A 17,100-nucleotide genomic window follows, 5' to 3' on the forward strand; every position below is an offset into this window, starting at 1 on the left:
AAAAATCTAAAATGAGGCTTTTCTTGCACAAAAGTTAAAGCAGTACTTTAACTTCTGTTCAGGATTTGGGGAGATTTTAAAATTAAACCGCTGTACGCTCTTCAATTCCGTTATCCGTCGCGACAATTGCGATATCTGCTTTGTTGATCGCAAAGATACCGTTACACACCACGCCCGGAATATCGTTTAAGGTTTTTTCCAGTTCAAGCGCATTCAGAATATTGAGGTTATATACATCTAAAATCACGTTACCGTTGTCAGTTACCACACCTTCACGATAAGCAGGATCGCCACCTAAAGATACGATTTTACGCGCAACCGCAGAACGCGCCATTGGAATCACTTCTACAGGAAGCGGAAACTCACGACCCAATTGTCCAACCCATTTTGAATCATCCACGATACACACAAATTTTTTCGCAATAGAGGCAACAATTTTTTCACGTGTCAATGCTGCGCCGCCACCTTTGATCATATGCATATGACGATCAATTTCGTCTGCGCCATCGACATAGGCATCTAAACCACTGACAGAGTTCATATCCACTACTTCAATACCGAGCTTTTTTAAGCGCTGTGCAGTTGCTTCTGAACTGGCTACCGCAGCTTCCAATTGCAGCTCAGGTAATAAGTCAATTAAAAAGTTTACAGTACTGCCTGTACCTACGCCTAAAATGCCCCCTTTTGGCAAGTGTTTTAAAGCGGCTTTAGCTGCTGCTTGTTTTTTCTCATCTTGGGTTGCATATAGACTCATGGCTTCACTCAACTATTTTGGACTTTTGCAGCTTTTTTAAACCGCAAAGCCGTGTGGTTTGTTACAATAAGCCCCTATTTTAAACTGTTAGATGGAAAATTAACATGCTGTCTCGTTTGGTTCGACAAATTTTACAAGCAACGGTCTACGATGTTGCAATCGAAACTCCACTCGAAGCAGCGCCACGAATTAGCGAACGACTCAATAATAACATCCGCTTTAAACGTGAAGATTTACAACCGGTTTTTTCATTCAAACTACGCGGTGCCTATAACCGTATTAGTCAACTACCGAAATCACAAATGGAACGTGGCGTTATTACTGCTTCAGCGGGCAACCATGCACAGGGCGTGGCACTCTCAGGGAAAAAGCTGGGTATTCGCGCGATTATTGTGATGCCTAAGACCACGCCTGATATTAAGGTACAGGCGGTTAAACGTCTCGGTGGCGAAGTGGTTTTGCATGGTGATTCATTTGATGTTGCAAATAAATATGCGATTCAACGTGCCCAGGAAGATGGCATGACTTTCATTCCACCTTATGATGATGAATTGGTGATTGCTGGCCAAGGCACCATTGCCAATGAAATTCTACGTCAATGGCGTGATGTCGACTATGTGTTTGTCGCAGTTGGCGGTGGCGGCCTGATCGCAGGTGTTGCAGCGTATTTAGGTGATGTCGCACCACATGTGAAAGTCATTCCCGTGGAATACGACGAATCTGCCTGTTTAAAAGCTGCTTTAGAAGCCAATGAGCGTGTGATTCTTCCATCTGTAGGTTTATTTGCTGATGGTACAGCTGTAGCCCAAATTGGTGAAAAACCATTTGATGTGATTCGTCTGCAAAAGTCGGACAATTCAGGCCCGATCGTGGAACCGAATGTGGTGCTGGTGAATACGGATGAAGTCTGTGCAGCGATTAAAGATACCTATGACGAATGCCGTAGCATTGTCGAACCATCTGGTGCAATGGCACTGGCCGGCATCAAGAAATACGTGGCTGAACATGGCATCGAAGGGAAAAACATGGTGTCGATTGTCTGCGGCGCCAACATGAACTTCGACCGTTTACGCTATATCGCTGAACGTACCGAATTGGGTGAACGCAAAGAAGCGATTTTTGCCGTGACCATTCCGGAACAGAAAGGTTCATTCCTGAGTTTCTGCCGTGCATTACAAGGCCGTAATATCACTGAATTTAACTACCGTGCCAGCGATGCTTCTGCTGCGCAAGTCTTTGTCGGCATCAGTCTGAAAAATGGCGAGAAAGAACGTCAGGAAATTTATGAAACCTTAAAGTTCCAGTATGACGTTGACGATCTGTCTGATGACGAAGTGGCCAAACTGCATATCCGTTATCTGATTGGTGGTCATGCCGATATTGAAAATGAGCGCCTGTTCCGCGTGGAATTCCCGGAGCGTCCTGGCGCTTTACTGATGTTCCTGGAACGTCTTGGCCCAACCCATAACATTACCCTGTTCCACTACCGTAACCACGGCGCTGCTGAAGGACGTGTTCTGGTGGGTCTTGAAGCAACCGATGCACAACAGAATCCGGATGGCTTGATCGAAACTCTCGAAACCATTACCTATCCATATCAGGAAATTACCAATAATCTGGGTTATCAACGTTTCTTGAAGTAATTCTTTCAAACATAAACCGCCTTTCGAGGCGGTTTTTTTAGGATAATATTCTATCCAGATTTAAAAATGTATCATGAATGAAAACACCAATTATCCATTAATTTCCAATCTTGTTAAAATTAAAAATAATTAAAAAAACAGAACCTTAAGATATGAATATCACTTTTATTATTATTTTGCTCACCACTTTATTTGTCTATTTATACGGCTATCCAGCATACAAATTAAATCAAGAAGAAGATCGTGTTCGAACAAGTATGAAAAATATTCCCAGTAATGCAACCGCAAATAACCTTAGCAACATCGCTGGTATAGAGGCACATTCAGAAATACTCAACCAGTATCCCAAATTTGTTTATATTTTTCTAAATCATTATAAAGAAGTGAAATTAGATCCTAAAATTTCAGCTTTTGTAAAAAGCTTTTCTTGTGCCTCAATCGATAATTTAAAAACTTATCCTCAACTCAAACGCCAAGCCACACTCAATATCATGAAGGATGATCATCATGAATTCGAATACATCATCCAAAACAGCTATGGAACCTTATATACACATCGTCAGGTTATGTCTGACTGTCCAAATTTTCAATCTGTACTTCAGATGAAAGAAGCGTAAATACTTCAAAGATCTGTACTATTTTTACCTAAAAACTATAGCTGAAGAATCGCCTTCTCATTACCATAGCGGATATAACGAATGACATAAAGATAACGAAGGACAATCCATGGCATTATTTGCAGTCATCGGGCTTGGCAGTTTCGGTGCGACCGTGGCCACACAGCTCATCAGCCTGAAGCATGAAGTGATCGGAATCGATCTGAATAAAAAATATGTCGAAAACATTTCTGATCAGCTGACCCATGCCGTGATTGCCGATGCAACCGATGAACATGTACTCGATGAGCTGAACATTCAGCGCTGTGATGCCGTTGTCGTTGCGATTGGAGAGGATATTGAGGCCAGTATTCTATGTGTATTGCACTTAAAAAATATGGGCGTAAAGAAAATCTGGGTGAAGGCCAAATCCAAATCCCACCACATGATTCTGACCCATCTCAATGTTGAAAAAATCATTCATCCTGAAGAAGATATGGGCGTTCGGGTGGCCCAGTCATTAAGCTATCCGATGGTCAGTCGTTATATGGCGCTTGAGGATGATCATTATATTGTCAAAATTGAAATTCATGCAGATCATCATGGTACGCCACTGAATCATTTTATGAAGCATGTTCCTGAAATCGCTACCTTATTGCATAAACGCGGATCTACCCTGCAATATCACGTAGATGCCAATCAAATTCTTCAAGAAGGCGATATTTTACTGGTTGAAGGATTGCTGGAACCTTTGCGCCGTCTTGCTAAATATTTTAAACATCTATGAAAAGTTCTGACTTAAAGCAACACAGGACGATTAACCTCAGTCCTCCGAGCTTACTGGCTTTGGGTTTTCTCGGATTAATTCTGATCGGTTCCCTGCTGCTGATGCTGCCTATTGCACATCATGGAGAAATCAGCTGGCTAGACGCGATTTTTACCGCAACTTCTGCTGTGACTATTACCGGGCTATCGGTGGTAAATGTCGGTGATGCCTATACCGTATTCGGCCAAATCGTGATTATGTTTTTGTTGCAATGTGGTGGCTTGGGTTTTATGACCTTTGCCATTTTGGCAGTGATGAGCCTGGCACCCAAAATGGGACTAAAACAGCAAGTCATGGCACAAGAGTCGATCGGACAAACCAGTCTGAAAAAAGTCAGTTTTACCATCAAAGCCGTTTTTTTATATTCCCTGTTTTTTGAAGCGATCGGTACACTGATTCTGACCGTGTCCTGGCTCAAAGAATACCAGTTTAGCGATGCACTATTTTATGCAGCCTTTTATAGCGTCTCCGCTTTTAATAATGGTGGATTTTCGCTTTTTCCAAATAGCTTGATGAGCTTTTCAGGACAGTATCTGATTACCTTTACCATCAGTATGCTGTATATCATTGGCGGTATCGGTTTTCTGGTGCTGATGGACGTCAAAGAACATAAGCGCTGGCGTAAGTTGAGTACCAACAGCAAGCTAATCCTCTCAACGATTCTGGGTCTGAACCTAAGTGCTTTTATCGTACTTTGGCTATTGGAGGCTTCCAATCCACAGACCTTAGGTCTCATGAGTTTGGGCGATCAGGCCGTGAATGCCTGGTTCCATGCCACCGTTCCCCGATCTTCAGGTTTTAATAGCTTGCCAATGGAACAAATGAGCGATGCATCCAGTCTCGTTACCATACTGCTCATGTTTATCGGGGGCGGCTCCTTAAGTACGGCGGGTGGCATTAAAGTCGGCACCTTTATTATTGTGGTCATCAGCGTGATCAGTTTTTTAAGACGCGAAGATGAGATCCGGCTGTTTAATCACTCTATTCCTGAAAAAACTACGTTTAAAGCATTAGCCGTGGTGTGTATTACTGCAGCGCTGATCATGATGGGTTTTATGAGCTTATTAATCCTGGAACCTGAGCAGGATTTTCTGGATCTGTTGTTTGAAGCCGTGTCTGCAGCTTGTACCGTCGGTTTGTCCCGAGGGGTAACAGAGGAACTACAACCTGCCAGTTTGATTATTCTAATGCTGTTAATGTTCGCAGGGCGTCTAGGGCCACTGACGCTTGCTTATTTTATTGCGACTCCGAAAAAGAGTCGTCTCAAACATCCGCCTTCAGAAATCCAGATTGGCTAATCTATCTATAAAAAAACCATGCAGCGGCATGGTTTTTTATTTTCATTCCAAGATGTTTAAAGTTGGAATCCTAGAACCAGTTCATCAAGGAAACACCTAAACCGACATACGTGGCACGATGGTTATAATCAATCAGGCTTTCTCCGTAACCATCAAAAAGCTGGAATTGGCCACGCAAACGCCCACTGATCGGGAATGACCAGTCGAACTGTACCGCTCCACGGTTTTCATCTCCACCTTTTAAGGTATGTCGTAGCATCAATGAAAAATCATGCTCCTTATAACGATAAAATGCGGTCATGTCTCCACGGCCAATATAGTTCTTGATCTCTGGATTGTTATCGTCTTCTCGCTTCTCTTCAAAGCGATACCAAGGACGAACCATCAAGGCAAAATTGTCTTTTTCAAAACCAAGATTCAGCATCACCCGATTCCAGCTACGTGATAACGGATCAGAACGACCATTGGACTGATGATTGATGGTCAATCCCAACATACGCCAATTCAGACCCAAAAGATCATAATTGGTACGGAAAATCAAACTGGCTTCGGGTTCATAGTTGGTCTCACGAAACGGACGTGATTCTTCCGAGTTATACACCTGCCAACGCGAAGACTGAGTATAACCAAGCCAGAGATCGCCATTATCTCCCAAGATATTTTCAACCGCCTTGGTCTTTAAAGACAGTTGAAACTTAGCTTCAGTTGAGGTGAGATTCTGTTTCTCTGTCTCTATATTGTTGGGATTTTCACTCTCGGGTAATTCATTCTTGTTTGATGTCCAGAAACCTGGCATCAAATACACCGGCTGATAAGAACGAATGTTCCAGGTGCCTAATTTACTTTCCGGAGAGAGTTCCCAGCGGCTATCCAGCAAAGACAGATTCGGCGTCAACTTTGATCCTTCAGAAGCGTAAATATTGGAAACAGTCTGACCAATTTTCGCTTTTAAATTGTCGGGTTCAGGCGCAATTTCTGCTGCTGCACGACGTTCAGAAACGATTGCAGGCTTATCAGTAACCGGAATTTTAAATAAAGTATCATAACAGGCCAGACGCTCTGCACTAATTTCCAGTGCAGCACAGGCTTCAGCCGTTGCCGGCGTGGGACTGTTGACTACTGTTTCTTCCGCATTCACTTGCGTCCCAACTGCACAGCCCAGCAACACGCTCAGCTGTAGAGTTGAGCGCTTAAACGAATTAAGCGCCATCCATTATCCTCTTTTTTTTATTTATAGAACTTGTTGAATTACAAAACCAAGCTGTTCCAGCATTTCACGTTTTGCCACTGGCGCTACAATGGCTTTCGTCGCCTGCTGCTCGACCAGATAGGTCTGTGCAACACGCTGCAAATCATCCAGTGTGACATTCAATAAACGTTCACGTAATTTTTTACGGAACGCTGGCGTACGTTGATGCAAGTAAGAATAACATGCAGTAATGGCTTCGCCTGCCGGTGAACCCGGTTTATCCATGCTGGCAATCAGACCCAGAATGGCTTCTTCCAACTGGTGTGGCTGTTGTGGTGCATTAAGTAACCACTGAATACTCGCATCAAAATCCTGGAAAGTTTCTGCCAGACGTGGGTCACGATAGCTGTAGAAACGGAATGAACAGGCATTCCCGTCATAGCTGGCACCACCACCATAGGCACCGCCTTTTTCACGGATGGCACTGTGCAGGAAGCCATTACGCAAATAACCCGCCAGTACCATCAATGCAGCAGCATCAGGATGTGAAACTTCAACAGCTGGATAAGCAGCCGCACAGAACTGGACATTGGCTTGAATCAACCAGGCTTCGTGCTGGTCATGGGTTACTTTTTCGACTTGAGTTAATGAAACTGGTGCAGAATCAACTTCAAGTTTATCCCAGACATTCTGAATTTCTTCGATCAGATGCTCAGACTGCGGCTCTTCACAGACTAACAGGAATTGCTTTGGTGCTTGCAACAAGACCCGATGAATCCGTTTTAATTCATCAATCAGCAGATCATATTCAGCCGGATCTTTTTCGATCTTAGACACCAGTTCGATCAGCCAGTTCAATGCACCCAAACCGGTATTGTGATAATCACGCAAAGCCAATGCACTATGCTGGCGTGAAGCCGTTTGCATTGCATAGCTATGTCCAGAACCGGAAATACGTGACTGCCAGCGCGTTTTACGCTGTTGTAACAGTTCAACAATACGGTCTTTCTCATCAAAACGAAGCTGTTCAAAACCGATCTTTAACAGACGAATTGCATCCAGATGATTCACCAAAGATTTGGTCGTTAGCGTCAACCAGGCAGTAATCTTGTTTTTGTCATCGACTTTAGAACGCAAAGATGCGCCCATGCCCAGACCGCCACTTACCGCTGTTTGCAGTTGCTGGAACTCAAGATAATCATACTCACCCGCACCAACTTCACCCATCAGGATCGACAGCAGGTTAAAGTAAGGCGACTGCACCACTTCATCCGGAATATTGACCAGAACCTGTTGATAATAAATCCCATTGGTGCCGGCATGATACAGGTTCAACGGCGTATCAACACGGTTACAGATAATCTCACGCAACTGGCCTTGAACAATTTGCAATTCCGCAGGGACATCTTCCAGACCGACTTTCGGCAATAAATTCAAGTCATCCGGCGTGTCCTGACGCACATTCAATGCTTCAGTCTGCGCAATAATTTCAGCTTTCTGTTCTTCAGTCAGATTCTTGCCAATTTCAGCCAGACGCGCTTTTTCATCCGCTGCTTCTTTGGCAGATTTAGTCGCATCCGGAACCAGTGTCAATTGGACACGATGCGGATTATCCAGCAAATGCTCTTTGATCAGATTGGAAAGCCACATTGGATCTTGCAGTTCTTCCTTAACTGCGGCAATCGCAGAGTCCACATCCCAAACTTCGACCGGATCACGGTGATGAATTGCGCTGCCCAAACCGCTCAGAATCAGGCTCAGACCATACGGCGTACCATCACCATTGATTTCACGCTGATGCAATTCAATTTGATGCAGAATCGCATCGACCATGTTCTGATCAACCGGTTTAGACGCAACCTCTTCCAGAACCTTAAACACACCATTTTTAAATTCTTCTGCATGTTCAGGATTTGAACCCTGTACCGCACAGTAGAAAGTCATTTCAAAATTAGAATCATCCACGCCCATGAATGGACCTGTTGCATCAGCATAACCACACGTTTCCAGATAATGACGCAGTGGTGATGCTGAATCTTCTAACAAGATACCTTCAACTAAACGCATACCTAAACGCAGTTTAATGTCACTGGCTTCTGGCAATAACCATGACAGCACATGATAGGTCTTGTCCTGCAGGTCTTCAGCATCAACAGCATAGCTGTCTGTCACCGTCAATGGTGCAGTCAAACGGGTTTCAGGTGTTGGATACAGCGTCTGACCTTTTTCAAATTTGGACAATGCCAGATTTTCAAACTGCTCTTGCAGTTCGAATGCTGTTTTATTGCCAAAGGTCATGAAGACTGCATTACTTGGATGGTAATGTGACTTATAGAAATCAACTAACTCCTGGTAAGTCAGATCAGGAATATCTTTAGGATCACCACCCGAATTATAGTGATAGGTCGTATTTGGGAATAAATGATGCGCCAGCGTGTGATACAACTGATCTGAAGGCGAACTCATCGCACCTTTCATTTCATTAAAGACCACGCCTTTATAGACAGGCTCGCCATTTTCCAGCTCAATGCGAATGCCTTCCTGGGCAAAATCTAGTGGATTGAGGTTCGCAGCAAATGCTGCATCCATATACACTTCAAGCAGGTTCTGGAAATCCTTGCTGTTCTGCGTCGCAAATGGGTACGCAGTCCAGTCCGCCGCAGTAAAGGCATTCATGAAAGTATTCAGTGAACGGCGAATCATCAGGAAGAATGGATCACGCACCGGGAATTTTTCTGAACCACACAGCGCAGTATGTTCTAGAATATGTGCTTCGCCTTTAGAATCCATCGGCTGGGTACGAAACGCCACCAGAAAGACATTTTCGTCGTGATTGGTCGCCAGATGATAATGTGTGGCGCCAGTCACTTTATGTTTATATTCAGACACGAAAATGTCTAAAGCTTCAACATGTTGTTGACGTACCAACTGAAACGCAGGATGTACAGTTTGAGAAATGGTTTCAGTGACATCTACAGTCATGCGATCTCCTAATGCTTTAATTAAAATAACTAAGCGCATTATAGCTTTAGTTATCTGAATTATTCACGTTGAAAACCGAGGATTTTGATCGAATTAAGTAAACTTGATCATTTGAAAATTAAATCATCAAATTTACTTCCTGCATCTAGATGAGTATTTACAAGCTTAAGAAATCAGATATTTAAAATAGTTATAGCTTGGATTATTTTCTACAAATACATAATTTTGCTTTTGATAAAAACTGGCGGCCAGTCGGGTATCTGTTTGCAAGCACAAAGCTGAATAATGCGGACGTGCCAACTGTTCCAAATAAGCCAAAAGCTGTTTGCCTACGCCATGCTGACGATATTTCGGATGCACATAGAAACGGCGTACACGACCAATGCGGTCTTCAATGCCGTTATCTCCCCATTGCTGGTTCAAGCCGCCACAGGCAACCAGTTTTTTGCCATCATGCGCCACCACCAGATATTCATTGGCGTGGCTAAAGCAGTTTTTCCCGGTGCGATATTCTTCTATTAACTTATCTACCAAATTATAGCCTTCTTTACGTGCCAGAGTTGCCAGTGTTTCGATCTGATCCGGGAGTTGTTCGGCTGTTACAATTTTAATATTCATATACGCACACTATTTGAAATTGTTGTGAAGAATGACTGTTGCCAAGCGACTTAAAGTATCATGCCAGGAGCGATATCTCTTTATAAATAAAATTTGATCCTTAAATCAATGCTGCGGCGCACCAGTGCACAAAAATAAGCCAGTTTTTAGACCAAAGATAGCTGCTGAACAAAATACAGCATTTTTGAAAAGTATTTGAAAATGATTCAGCAAACTACAGCAATCCCAAGCAATCGTGTAAACTTAGGACTTTCATTTTTAATGTGATATTTGAACATGGCAACTGTTGATCTTTTTGCGATTGGTAATGCGCTGATTGACCAAGAATTTAAAGTTTCTGATGACTTTTTAACTGCACATCACTTGCAAAAAGGCACTATGCAACTTGCAGATGGTGAGACTCAGGCCACTCTTTATCAAAATCTTCAAGCGACTCAAGTGTATAAGGGTCAGGCTTCAGGCGGTTCAGCAGCCAACACTACCGTGGCATTTTCTGCGCTCGGTGGTTCTGCATTTTATGGCTGTCGTGTCGGAAATGACGAACTGGGACACATCTACCTGCAAGGTTTGAATGATGCCGGCATTAAGACCACCACCCAATCGATCAGTGAAGGCGTGACAGGGACATGTATGGTTCTGGTCAGCCCTGATTCTGAACGTACCATGCATACCTATCTGGGTATTACGGCCGAACTGACTGATCAACAAATTGATTTCAGCGCACTAAATAGCGCGAAATGGCTATATCTCGAAGGTTATTTATCAACTTCTGACACAGCACGTCATGCCGTACAACAAGCACGTGATATTGCCCGTGCCAATGGCGTTAAAATTGCCCTAACTTTATCTGATCCTGCCATGGTGCAATACGCGCGTGCCGGTTTGGATGAAATGATTGCAGATGGTGTAGACTTGCTGTTATGTAACCAGCAAGAAGCGCTGATGTATACAGAAACAGATAATCTTGAGGCAGCCCTGCTTAAATTAAAAACAATCAGTCAGCACGTTGTCATTACATTGTCAGCTGAAGGCGCACTGATTTCGGATTATCAAAATACATTTACTGTTTCTGGCCGTAAAGTGCCTGCAGTAGATGCCAACGGTGCCGGTGATGCTTTTGCCGGGGCTTTCCTGTACGGATTGAATGCTAATTTGGGTCTTCAAGCTGCGGCTGAACTGGCGATTCTCATTTCGAGCCAAGTGGTTTCACAATTTGGTCCGCGCCTGGCAGTTGAAGACTATGCGGCATTATTACAAGACTTTCAAAAGGAATGTGCTTAATGTTTAAAATCTGCATGACCGAAGACGTTCCAGAGCGCGAAGCACGCTCTTTTGAGCTTCCTGATGGAGACAATATCTTTATCACACAGCGTGACGGTGCCTTCTATGCCTATCAAAACCTGTGTCCGCATTTGCAGGTTGAACTGGAATTTCTGGAAAACCAGTTTTTGGATCGTGATCAGGAATTTATTGAATGCTCCACGCATGGCGCCTTGTTTCTGGTAGAAAGCGGTGAATGCATTTCTGGGCCTTGCCAAGGTCAAGCACTTGAAAAAGTAGAGATTACCGTGCATTCTGATGGTGGAATTTACCTCTCAGAATAAGACGAAAACGGACTTCACCATGCCTGCATTTTTTCTAGACTATAACCTGATGCCTTTTCATCTGAGTTTATTGGCGATTATTCTGTTTGGTGTGGTGAAAACCATTGGTTTCTATTTTGGACTCAGACCCAGCAAGTTTCTGCAAAAAATTTCACCTTATGACTTTCAGCAGATGGATCTACTAAACGTCAAATTCTCCAAAACTTTGATTGTGTTTTTCTTCCTGATGAATTTTAGCTTTGCCGGCTATGTTTTACAGTTCCTGATCTATTTTCAGGAATTTAAATTTCTGCCTGCCTATTATCTGATTATTCCAGCTTTGATCATTGCGACTTTTTTTACTATTTTTATGATTCACTGTCTGGATCAGGTCATTCCCCCTAAATATAAAAAGAACAATGTCAATCTACTTGGTCGTCTGGCGACGATTTCCAGTGGCAATGCCCGTCCCGGTTTTTCTGCTCAAGCACGGGTACGGGATGAGTATGGACAACTACATTATGTACAGGTAGAACCTGAGTTTGGTGAACTCGGGTTTCAGTCGCAGATTATCCTGATTCGCATGAGAAAATCTCATTATGTTGCCAAGAAAATTTGTAAATCTAATCAGCTGTTTAGCATGAATCTAGATTAAATTCTAAATCATTTAATAGTTATTAAAAAATCCCGACAGATATCGGGATTTTTTTAATGTTTAGATTTATTTTTTAAGAAGTCCTGAAACCATATTCAATACATTTTGAATATCATTATTGGCTTCTTGCTTACTGGTCTGCTCACCTTGTGGAGTAAGCGAATCAATAATCTGCGGCAAGACCTGTGAAATCGCACTATAAACATCCTGCTTCGGTGCATGCGTTTGCTGTGCTACTTCTTCAACTTCCTGATCATCAAACAGGTTTTGCATCTGCTGCGGATCAACATTGGCATTTTCACCGGGACCAGTCGATACCCAATCATCGACCTGGCTGTTGAGTCCCTGTCCTTTTAGCTTGTCCAACGCACCTTGCAAACCGCCTTGTTTTTGAATCCAGGCCAACACTAAAGGCAATACAGCAATCAATAGGGTTTTACCGGTAGAACCACCTAGTCCTGAACGAGACTGAGCAGTACTTTGAGTACTACCACCACCGAGCTGACTTAGTACTGAACCTAAAATTGCCCCCAGACCATTTTGTCGATTCTGCTGGCCGGTTTGATTTTGCTGGTTTTGAGTATTTTGATTTTGCTGAGGATTTGACTGGTTTAAATGCCCTAGCACAGACCCTAGGATATCTGCCAAGCCACCTTGTTGTGAGGATTTCTGCTGCGACTGCCCGCCACCCAATGCCTGCTTTGCTAATATTTCCACAATACTACTCAGGTTTGTCATATCCTATATCCTATGTGCATCTTAATTACAGAATACGGCCTGCCCTCATATTGTCTAGGCAAGATTGTGTTAATATTTGCAATCTTAGTTAAGCTAGTTTTTAGCTTACCAGCGAAATTTATCCCAGTTTTCCGGATTGGCCCAAAATTTGGAGTTAAACCAGTCTGGCACGTGCTTATAGGTTAAAATATTAAACTGCCACAGCGCAAAATCGGCCTCATGTGTGGTCTTGTCAATCAGCTGGGTAAATCCTAAAGCTCTCAATAACTTTTCATTTTGCAGCCGGCTGATCACCACTAGCCGTTTGGCAAACAAATCACGTAATTTCACCAGAATTTGACTCATGATCTGTTCAGACAAATGTTCTGTTTCTGCAGTATCCAGCATCACCACAGCCAAGTCATAACGTTGCTGAAAAGGCAGATTTAAAAAGTCAGATACGCTAAAATAGGACCATTGAATAGCTGGCTGAAACTGGACTTGGCTCAAGTCCTGCCCAATACAAATAGCAGTATGAATTGGCTGTTCCTGTGCGAAATCGTCTAGCATTGAAGTAATGACATTCTGCTCAGCCATAACTGCATCCTTATGATTTAAGTGAGTAATTTTTATGGAACTTCAGGGCATTTGTCATAAAATGCACGTCGGCCTCAAGGACCTTAGTGTAACTGATCAACAGATACAGCGGGCAAATGTTGAATATAAATTAATTTTAGATCGTGCAGAAATTGATCTTCCGTTTAATTTAGGCCAAGAAATCGAGATTGAATGGACCGGTAATATTTACTGCGTGTCTTGTGGCAACAAAACTTCCAAATCATTTTCGCAAGGTCACTGTTTTAAATGTTTTAAAACCAATGCTTCATGTGATATGTGCATCATGAAACCAGAGACTTGCCATTATCATTTGGGCACTTGCCGCGAAGATGAGTTTGCACAGAATGTCTGCTTTCAGCCACATATTGTCTATTTGGCCAATTCTAGCGCATTAAAGGTCGGTATTACCCGTACCAGCCAAATGCCGACCCGCTGGCTTGATCAGGGCGCGACCCAAGCCCTGCCGATTATGAAAGTGGGCTCACGTCGTCTTTCTGGAAAGCTTGAGGTCATGTTTGGTACTCAGGTTGCTGATAAGACTGACTGGCGCAAGCTGCTCAAAGGTGAAGCAGAACCATTGAATCTGATTGAAGTGCGTGAACAACTTTTAGAAGAATTCGCGCCTAAAATTCAAAGCATTCGTGAAGAATTTAATCAGAATCTAGAATTTAATGAAAATATTGAAGTATTGGAAGATGAATTCGCACGAGAATTTATTTATCCGGTAGAACAATATCCAGAAAAGATTAAATCGCATAATCTGGATAAAACTCCTGTCATTCGTGGCAAATTACAAGGCATCAAGGGTCAGTATTTAATTCTGGATACTGGCGTAATTAATATGCGCAAATATACCGGTTATGAACTGATTATTCGTACTGAATAATTAAAAAAGGGAGCAAATGCTCCCTTTTTTATCCAATAATATTAATCTGATCAAATAGCTGCTGTTGTATAAGCTGTGAATTAATATTTTGGTCGGCAAAATAAGGGACTTCGAAGCTTTCTTCTCGTGCTTCCACCACAATCGGCTCAATGAGTGAAACTGATGTAGTCGGCCTTTCTATATCTTGTAGGAGCAATGTTAAATCAACCTGAATATCTTGATGATCATTTTCTAAACTTGCAGATTCTTCATCTTGCTCAATCGCTGTAGTAAGAATATCCTCAATAGAAGCATGTTGCTCCACGTTTAATGGAAAATTAATTTTTGCTAATGAAATAGTTTCACTACGCTGGCCTGCTGCATTCTCCGAATATAAAGTCAAGAAGCCACCTTGTGCAATTGGATTTTCTATACTCCACTCACCCTTTGCATTTGCATAAGTCACATATTCCTGACTATCAGCAAGAATCACAATTTTACCGTAAGGCATTGCCTCGCCAGTAAGCTGTTCGCCATTTTCCAAAATAGTAGGGACAACTGGCTCAAACAAGATGTAACTTGGCTGTTCTGGCTCTATAACAGGTAATTCCGGCTCAAGAAATACCACAGGAATCGCCAATGCAATGATGTTAGATCGAATACCTAAATCATTTACCGCATAAATCTCTAAAGTTCCTCCTTGTGCAATTGGGTTGAGTAACGACCAATTCCCCTGACCATCAACACTGGTTGAATATTCATAATCATTTGCCATCACAATAATCTGCGTATGAGGGGTTGCTTTACCTGATAGATATTCACCCTGCTCTAAAATCACTGGGGTAATAGGTGCCCAATCTGGAAATACCGGAATTTCAGGAAGTGGTGCCATACCAGAAATAATAGGTGGAGACTCTTCTCCAAGTTCATTACGAGCAAATACTTCTATAAAAGTACCCGGCACAATCGGATTTAGAAGTATCCATTGCCCATTTGCATCAGCTTCGGTGTTATATTCAACACCATTATGCCTAACCACCACCGTCACATGTGGATCAGCCGTGCCGACTAAATAATCACCCTCTTGAGAAAACACAGGTATACTCGGAGGTAGTGGTGCTATTTGCGCTAATCCAATTTCTAAGGAAACAATTCCTTTTGCATTTACAGCAACAATCGTCACTGAGCCAGTGCCTGAGATAGGATTATTCAGTGACCAACTTCCCTGCGCATCAGCAGTAGTTTGATATTGCTGACCATTATAAGTTGCAATAATAGTAACAAACGGATCGGCTATACCAACAATTTGGCTACCAAACTCCGTTACCTCAGGCGTAGAAGGTTTGAGAATAATTGCAGTTTCATCGCGAACATAACCTTTCCCCGGTTTATTTGGTTCATGACCTTTTCCAGGTTTATTTGGTTGTGGGTGATAGTGAGGTGATTTAACGACCTGCGCATGCTGCGGAACAGGATTAAAATACGATATTTTTTTCATTATATGCCTTATCATTTTTTATTTATGCTGAATGGATATAGACTGGATTACAGCCTAAAATAATTATATATCAGATATTTAATATTATTACCTATAAAACTATAAGTTTTAGAAAATAAAAAACCAGCCCGCAGGCTGGTTTTTTATACAACAATTTTATTTGATTTTTGCCTGAGATTTCAGGTAACGCGTATAGTCATCAAATTCCTGCTGACCACGAAGTTGTTGATATAACTTCACCAACTCACTGCGTTGTTCTGCACTCAATACATCTACCGGGTTCTTCTTCACTTCTGATACCGCAACCACAACCAGCTCATTCGGCATTTTCGCTGTCGTCACTGACCAATGGCCTGCTTTTGGTGTCGGAAGACTAAAAGCCGCACGCTGTACATCACGTTTTAGCAAACCTTCAGCACGTGTGTAAACACCAGCATCTTCAAAGATCAAATCACCTTTCGCCACTGCCGCAGCCGGTTTGGTTTTGAACTCATCCAAAGCTTTCTGAATTTTTGCTTTTGCCAAAGCAGCTGCTTTGTCTTCAATCAACTGAGCCTTAACACGCGGTTTTGCTTCTGCCAGTGTTTGTTCGCCGGCTGCATGATAATTACGCACCTTTATCCAGGCTACATCACCATTGGCTAACTGAATGCTTGATGAAGCATTACGATCACCATTTTTAACATCGTCATTAAACAATTTGACTTTGAGGTTAGCATCGCTCAGCACAGGATCACGGGTCGAAAGTGTTACACCTTGGGCTTTCTGGACTTGTACACCTTTAACTTCCTGTGTAACGACATCCAGAGAATCACTTCCTACCACCATATCATTTAGCGTATTGACCGTATCAGAGAATGCATTGGATTTTTTAGCAGCCAAGGCTTCTTCAGACAAACGTGCTTTTTGTGATTCAAAAGAAGGAACTGCAACATCTGGCGTTTGCACAGAAATGATGTGGTAACCATAATCTGTTTTCACTGGTGCAGACACCTGACCCGATTTTAAAGAACTAACCGTCTGATCAAATGCAGTACCAAATACACCTTCTTCATAAACGGCAAGCGCGCCACCTTTAGACTTAGATTCAGGGTCTTCAGAATATTGTGCTGCTGCCTGAGCAAAAGTAGTACCGGCTTTAATTTTGGCTGCAATCTCGGTCGCCAGTGGCTTTGTTGCACAAAGATTTAAAAGATAACACTCTGCTCATTTGAACAGAATTCAAGTGACAACTTGGGTATGAGGACGACCTAATTCT

15 protein-coding genes and 1 pseudogene are annotated in these 17,100 nt (G+C 42.6%); 8 read left to right on the forward strand and 8 right to left on the reverse strand.

What is annotated here, in order from left to right; genetic code table 11:
- Positions 1–82: 82 nt before the first annotated feature.
- Positions 83–754, reverse strand: a complete 672-nt coding sequence (gene rpiA, locus NI465_RS11575; protein ID WP_004279784.1) for a ribose-5-phosphate isomerase RpiA — start codon at positions 752–754, stop codon at positions 83–85.
- 104 nt (positions 755–858) lie between these two features.
- Between rpiA and ilvA the strand changes: the two genes are divergently transcribed.
- The 4 genes from ilvA to NI465_RS11595 all read left to right on the forward strand — a co-directional run bounded on the left by ilvA (position 859) and on the right by NI465_RS11595 (position 5,117).
- Complete coding sequence (gene ilvA / locus NI465_RS11580; protein WP_004646781.1) at positions 859–2,397, forward strand: threonine ammonia-lyase, biosynthetic; 1,539 nt, start codon at positions 859–861, stop codon at positions 2,395–2,397.
- A 152-nt stretch (positions 2,398–2,549) separates the two neighbouring features.
- Positions 2,550–3,014, forward strand: coding sequence for a hypothetical protein (locus NI465_RS11585; RefSeq protein WP_253145383.1), 465 nt, complete (start codon positions 2,550–2,552; stop codon positions 3,012–3,014).
- A 109-nt stretch (positions 3,015–3,123) separates the two neighbouring features.
- Positions 3,124–3,780: a potassium channel family protein gene (locus NI465_RS11590; RefSeq protein ID WP_253145384.1), complete on the forward strand. Its 657-nt coding sequence runs from the start codon at positions 3,124–3,126 to the stop codon at positions 3,778–3,780.
- Entirely contained in the window at positions 3,777–5,117 is a 1,341-nt protein-coding gene (locus NI465_RS11595; protein WP_253145386.1) for a TrkH family potassium uptake protein, read from the forward strand. The genes NI465_RS11590 and NI465_RS11595 overlap by 4 nt, the downstream gene beginning before the upstream one ends.
- A gap of 70 nt (positions 5,118–5,187) precedes the next feature.
- On the opposite strand, the gene NI465_RS11600 is transcribed toward NI465_RS11595, so the two are convergent.
- The 3 genes from NI465_RS11600 to NI465_RS11610 form a co-directional block, all read right to left on the reverse strand.
- Entirely contained in the window at positions 5,188–6,327 is a 1,140-nt protein-coding gene (locus tag NI465_RS11600) for a phospholipase A (protein ID WP_004646777.1), read from the reverse strand.
- Between the two features lie 21 nt (positions 6,328–6,348).
- Entirely contained in the window at positions 6,349–9,288 is a 2,940-nt protein-coding gene (locus NI465_RS11605; protein WP_253145388.1) for an insulinase family protein, read from the reverse strand.
- Between the two features lie 165 nt (positions 9,289–9,453).
- Positions 9,454–9,906, reverse strand: coding sequence for a GNAT family N-acetyltransferase (locus NI465_RS11610; RefSeq protein ID WP_005107150.1), 453 nt, complete (start codon positions 9,904–9,906; stop codon positions 9,454–9,456).
- Positions 9,907–10,182: 276 nt separating this feature from the next.
- Here NI465_RS11610 and NI465_RS11615 point away from each other — a divergent pair, with 276 nt between their 5' ends.
- Genes NI465_RS11615 through NI465_RS11625 form a run of 3 tightly spaced genes read left to right on the forward strand, consistent with a single transcriptional unit; the run spans position 10,183 to position 12,144 of the window.
- On the forward strand, positions 10,183–11,187 hold the full coding sequence (locus NI465_RS11615) for an adenosine kinase (protein WP_253145390.1): 1,005 nt from the start codon (positions 10,183–10,185) through the stop codon (positions 11,185–11,187).
- Between the two features lie 14 nt (positions 11,188–11,201).
- A complete protein-coding gene (locus tag NI465_RS11620) occupies positions 11,202–11,510 on the forward strand; it encodes a Rieske (2Fe-2S) protein (RefSeq protein WP_004279797.1) in 309 nt (102 codons plus the stop codon).
- Between the two features lie 19 nt (positions 11,511–11,529).
- Positions 11,530–12,144: an OB-fold-containig protein gene (locus tag NI465_RS11625; RefSeq protein WP_184413209.1), complete on the forward strand. Its 615-nt coding sequence runs from the start codon at positions 11,530–11,532 to the stop codon at positions 12,142–12,144.
- Between the two features lie 66 nt (positions 12,145–12,210).
- Here the strand turns inward: NI465_RS11625 and NI465_RS11630 are convergent, their stop codons facing one another.
- Both NI465_RS11630 and NI465_RS11635 read right to left on the reverse strand, forming a co-directional pair.
- Positions 12,211–12,882 carry a YidB family protein gene (locus NI465_RS11630; RefSeq protein ID WP_184413211.1) on the reverse strand — a complete coding sequence of 224 codons (672 nt, stop codon included), beginning with the start codon at positions 12,880–12,882 and terminating at the stop codon, positions 12,211–12,213.
- Between the two features lie 105 nt (positions 12,883–12,987).
- Positions 12,988–13,458, reverse strand: a complete 471-nt coding sequence (locus NI465_RS11635; protein WP_004279801.1) for a DUF6231 family protein — start codon at positions 13,456–13,458, stop codon at positions 12,988–12,990.
- Positions 13,459–13,492: 34 nt separating this feature from the next.
- Here NI465_RS11635 and NI465_RS11640 point away from each other — a divergent pair, with 34 nt between their 5' ends.
- The gene (locus tag NI465_RS11640) at positions 13,493–14,365 is read left to right on the forward strand and encodes a DUF2797 domain-containing protein (protein ID WP_253145391.1); all 873 of its coding nucleotides are present in this window, start codon (positions 13,493–13,495) and stop codon (positions 14,363–14,365) included.
- 28 nt (positions 14,366–14,393) lie between these two features.
- Here the strand turns inward: NI465_RS11640 and NI465_RS11645 are convergent, their stop codons facing one another.
- The gene (locus NI465_RS11645) at positions 14,394–15,842 is read right to left on the reverse strand and encodes an Ig-like domain-containing protein (RefSeq protein ID WP_253145393.1); all 1,449 of its coding nucleotides are present in this window, start codon (positions 15,840–15,842) and stop codon (positions 14,394–14,396) included.
- 156 nt (positions 15,843–15,998) lie between these two features.
- Positions 15,999–17,009: pseudogene (locus NI465_RS11650) on the reverse strand (peptidylprolyl isomerase); the annotation flags it as partial.
- Positions 17,010–17,100 lie beyond the last annotated feature (91 nt).

The organism is Acinetobacter lwoffii, assembly GCF_024129855.1.
GTDB lineage: Bacteria > Pseudomonadota > Gammaproteobacteria > Pseudomonadales > Moraxellaceae > Acinetobacter > Acinetobacter lwoffii_L.

Coding starts and splice junctions, on each gene's coding strand:
- rpiA (WP_004279784.1), bottom strand. CDS start 754: ATGAGTCTATATGCAACCCAAGATGAGAAAAAACAAGCAGCAGCTAAA.
- ilvA (WP_004646781.1), top strand. CDS start 859: ATGCTGTCTCGTTTGGTTCGACAAATTTTACAAGCAACGGTCTACGAT.
- NI465_RS11585 (WP_253145383.1), top strand. CDS start 2,550: ATGAATATCACTTTTATTATTATTTTGCTCACCACTTTATTTGTCTAT.
- NI465_RS11590 (WP_253145384.1), top strand. CDS start 3,124: ATGGCATTATTTGCAGTCATCGGGCTTGGCAGTTTCGGTGCGACCGTG.
- NI465_RS11595 (WP_253145386.1), top strand. CDS start 3,777: ATGAAAAGTTCTGACTTAAAGCAACACAGGACGATTAACCTCAGTCCT.
- NI465_RS11600 (WP_004646777.1), bottom strand. CDS start 6,327: ATGGCGCTTAATTCGTTTAAGCGCTCAACTCTACAGCTGAGCGTGTTG.
- NI465_RS11605 (WP_253145388.1), bottom strand. CDS start 9,288: ATGACTGTAGATGTCACTGAAACCATTTCTCAAACTGTACATCCTGCG.
- NI465_RS11610 (WP_005107150.1), bottom strand. CDS start 9,906: ATGAATATTAAAATTGTAACAGCCGAACAACTCCCGGATCAGATCGAA.
- NI465_RS11615 (WP_253145390.1), top strand. CDS start 10,183: ATGGCAACTGTTGATCTTTTTGCGATTGGTAATGCGCTGATTGACCAA.
- NI465_RS11620 (WP_004279797.1), top strand. CDS start 11,202: ATGACCGAAGACGTTCCAGAGCGCGAAGCACGCTCTTTTGAGCTTCCT.
- NI465_RS11625 (WP_184413209.1), top strand. CDS start 11,530: ATGCCTGCATTTTTTCTAGACTATAACCTGATGCCTTTTCATCTGAGT.
- NI465_RS11630 (WP_184413211.1), bottom strand. CDS start 12,882: ATGACAAACCTGAGTAGTATTGTGGAAATATTAGCAAAGCAGGCATTG.
- NI465_RS11635 (WP_004279801.1), bottom strand. CDS start 13,458: ATGGCTGAGCAGAATGTCATTACTTCAATGCTAGACGATTTCGCACAG.
- NI465_RS11640 (WP_253145391.1), top strand. CDS start 13,493: ATGGAACTTCAGGGCATTTGTCATAAAATGCACGTCGGCCTCAAGGAC.
- NI465_RS11645 (WP_253145393.1), bottom strand. CDS start 15,842: ATGAAAAAAATATCGTATTTTAATCCTGTTCCGCAGCATGCGCAGGTC.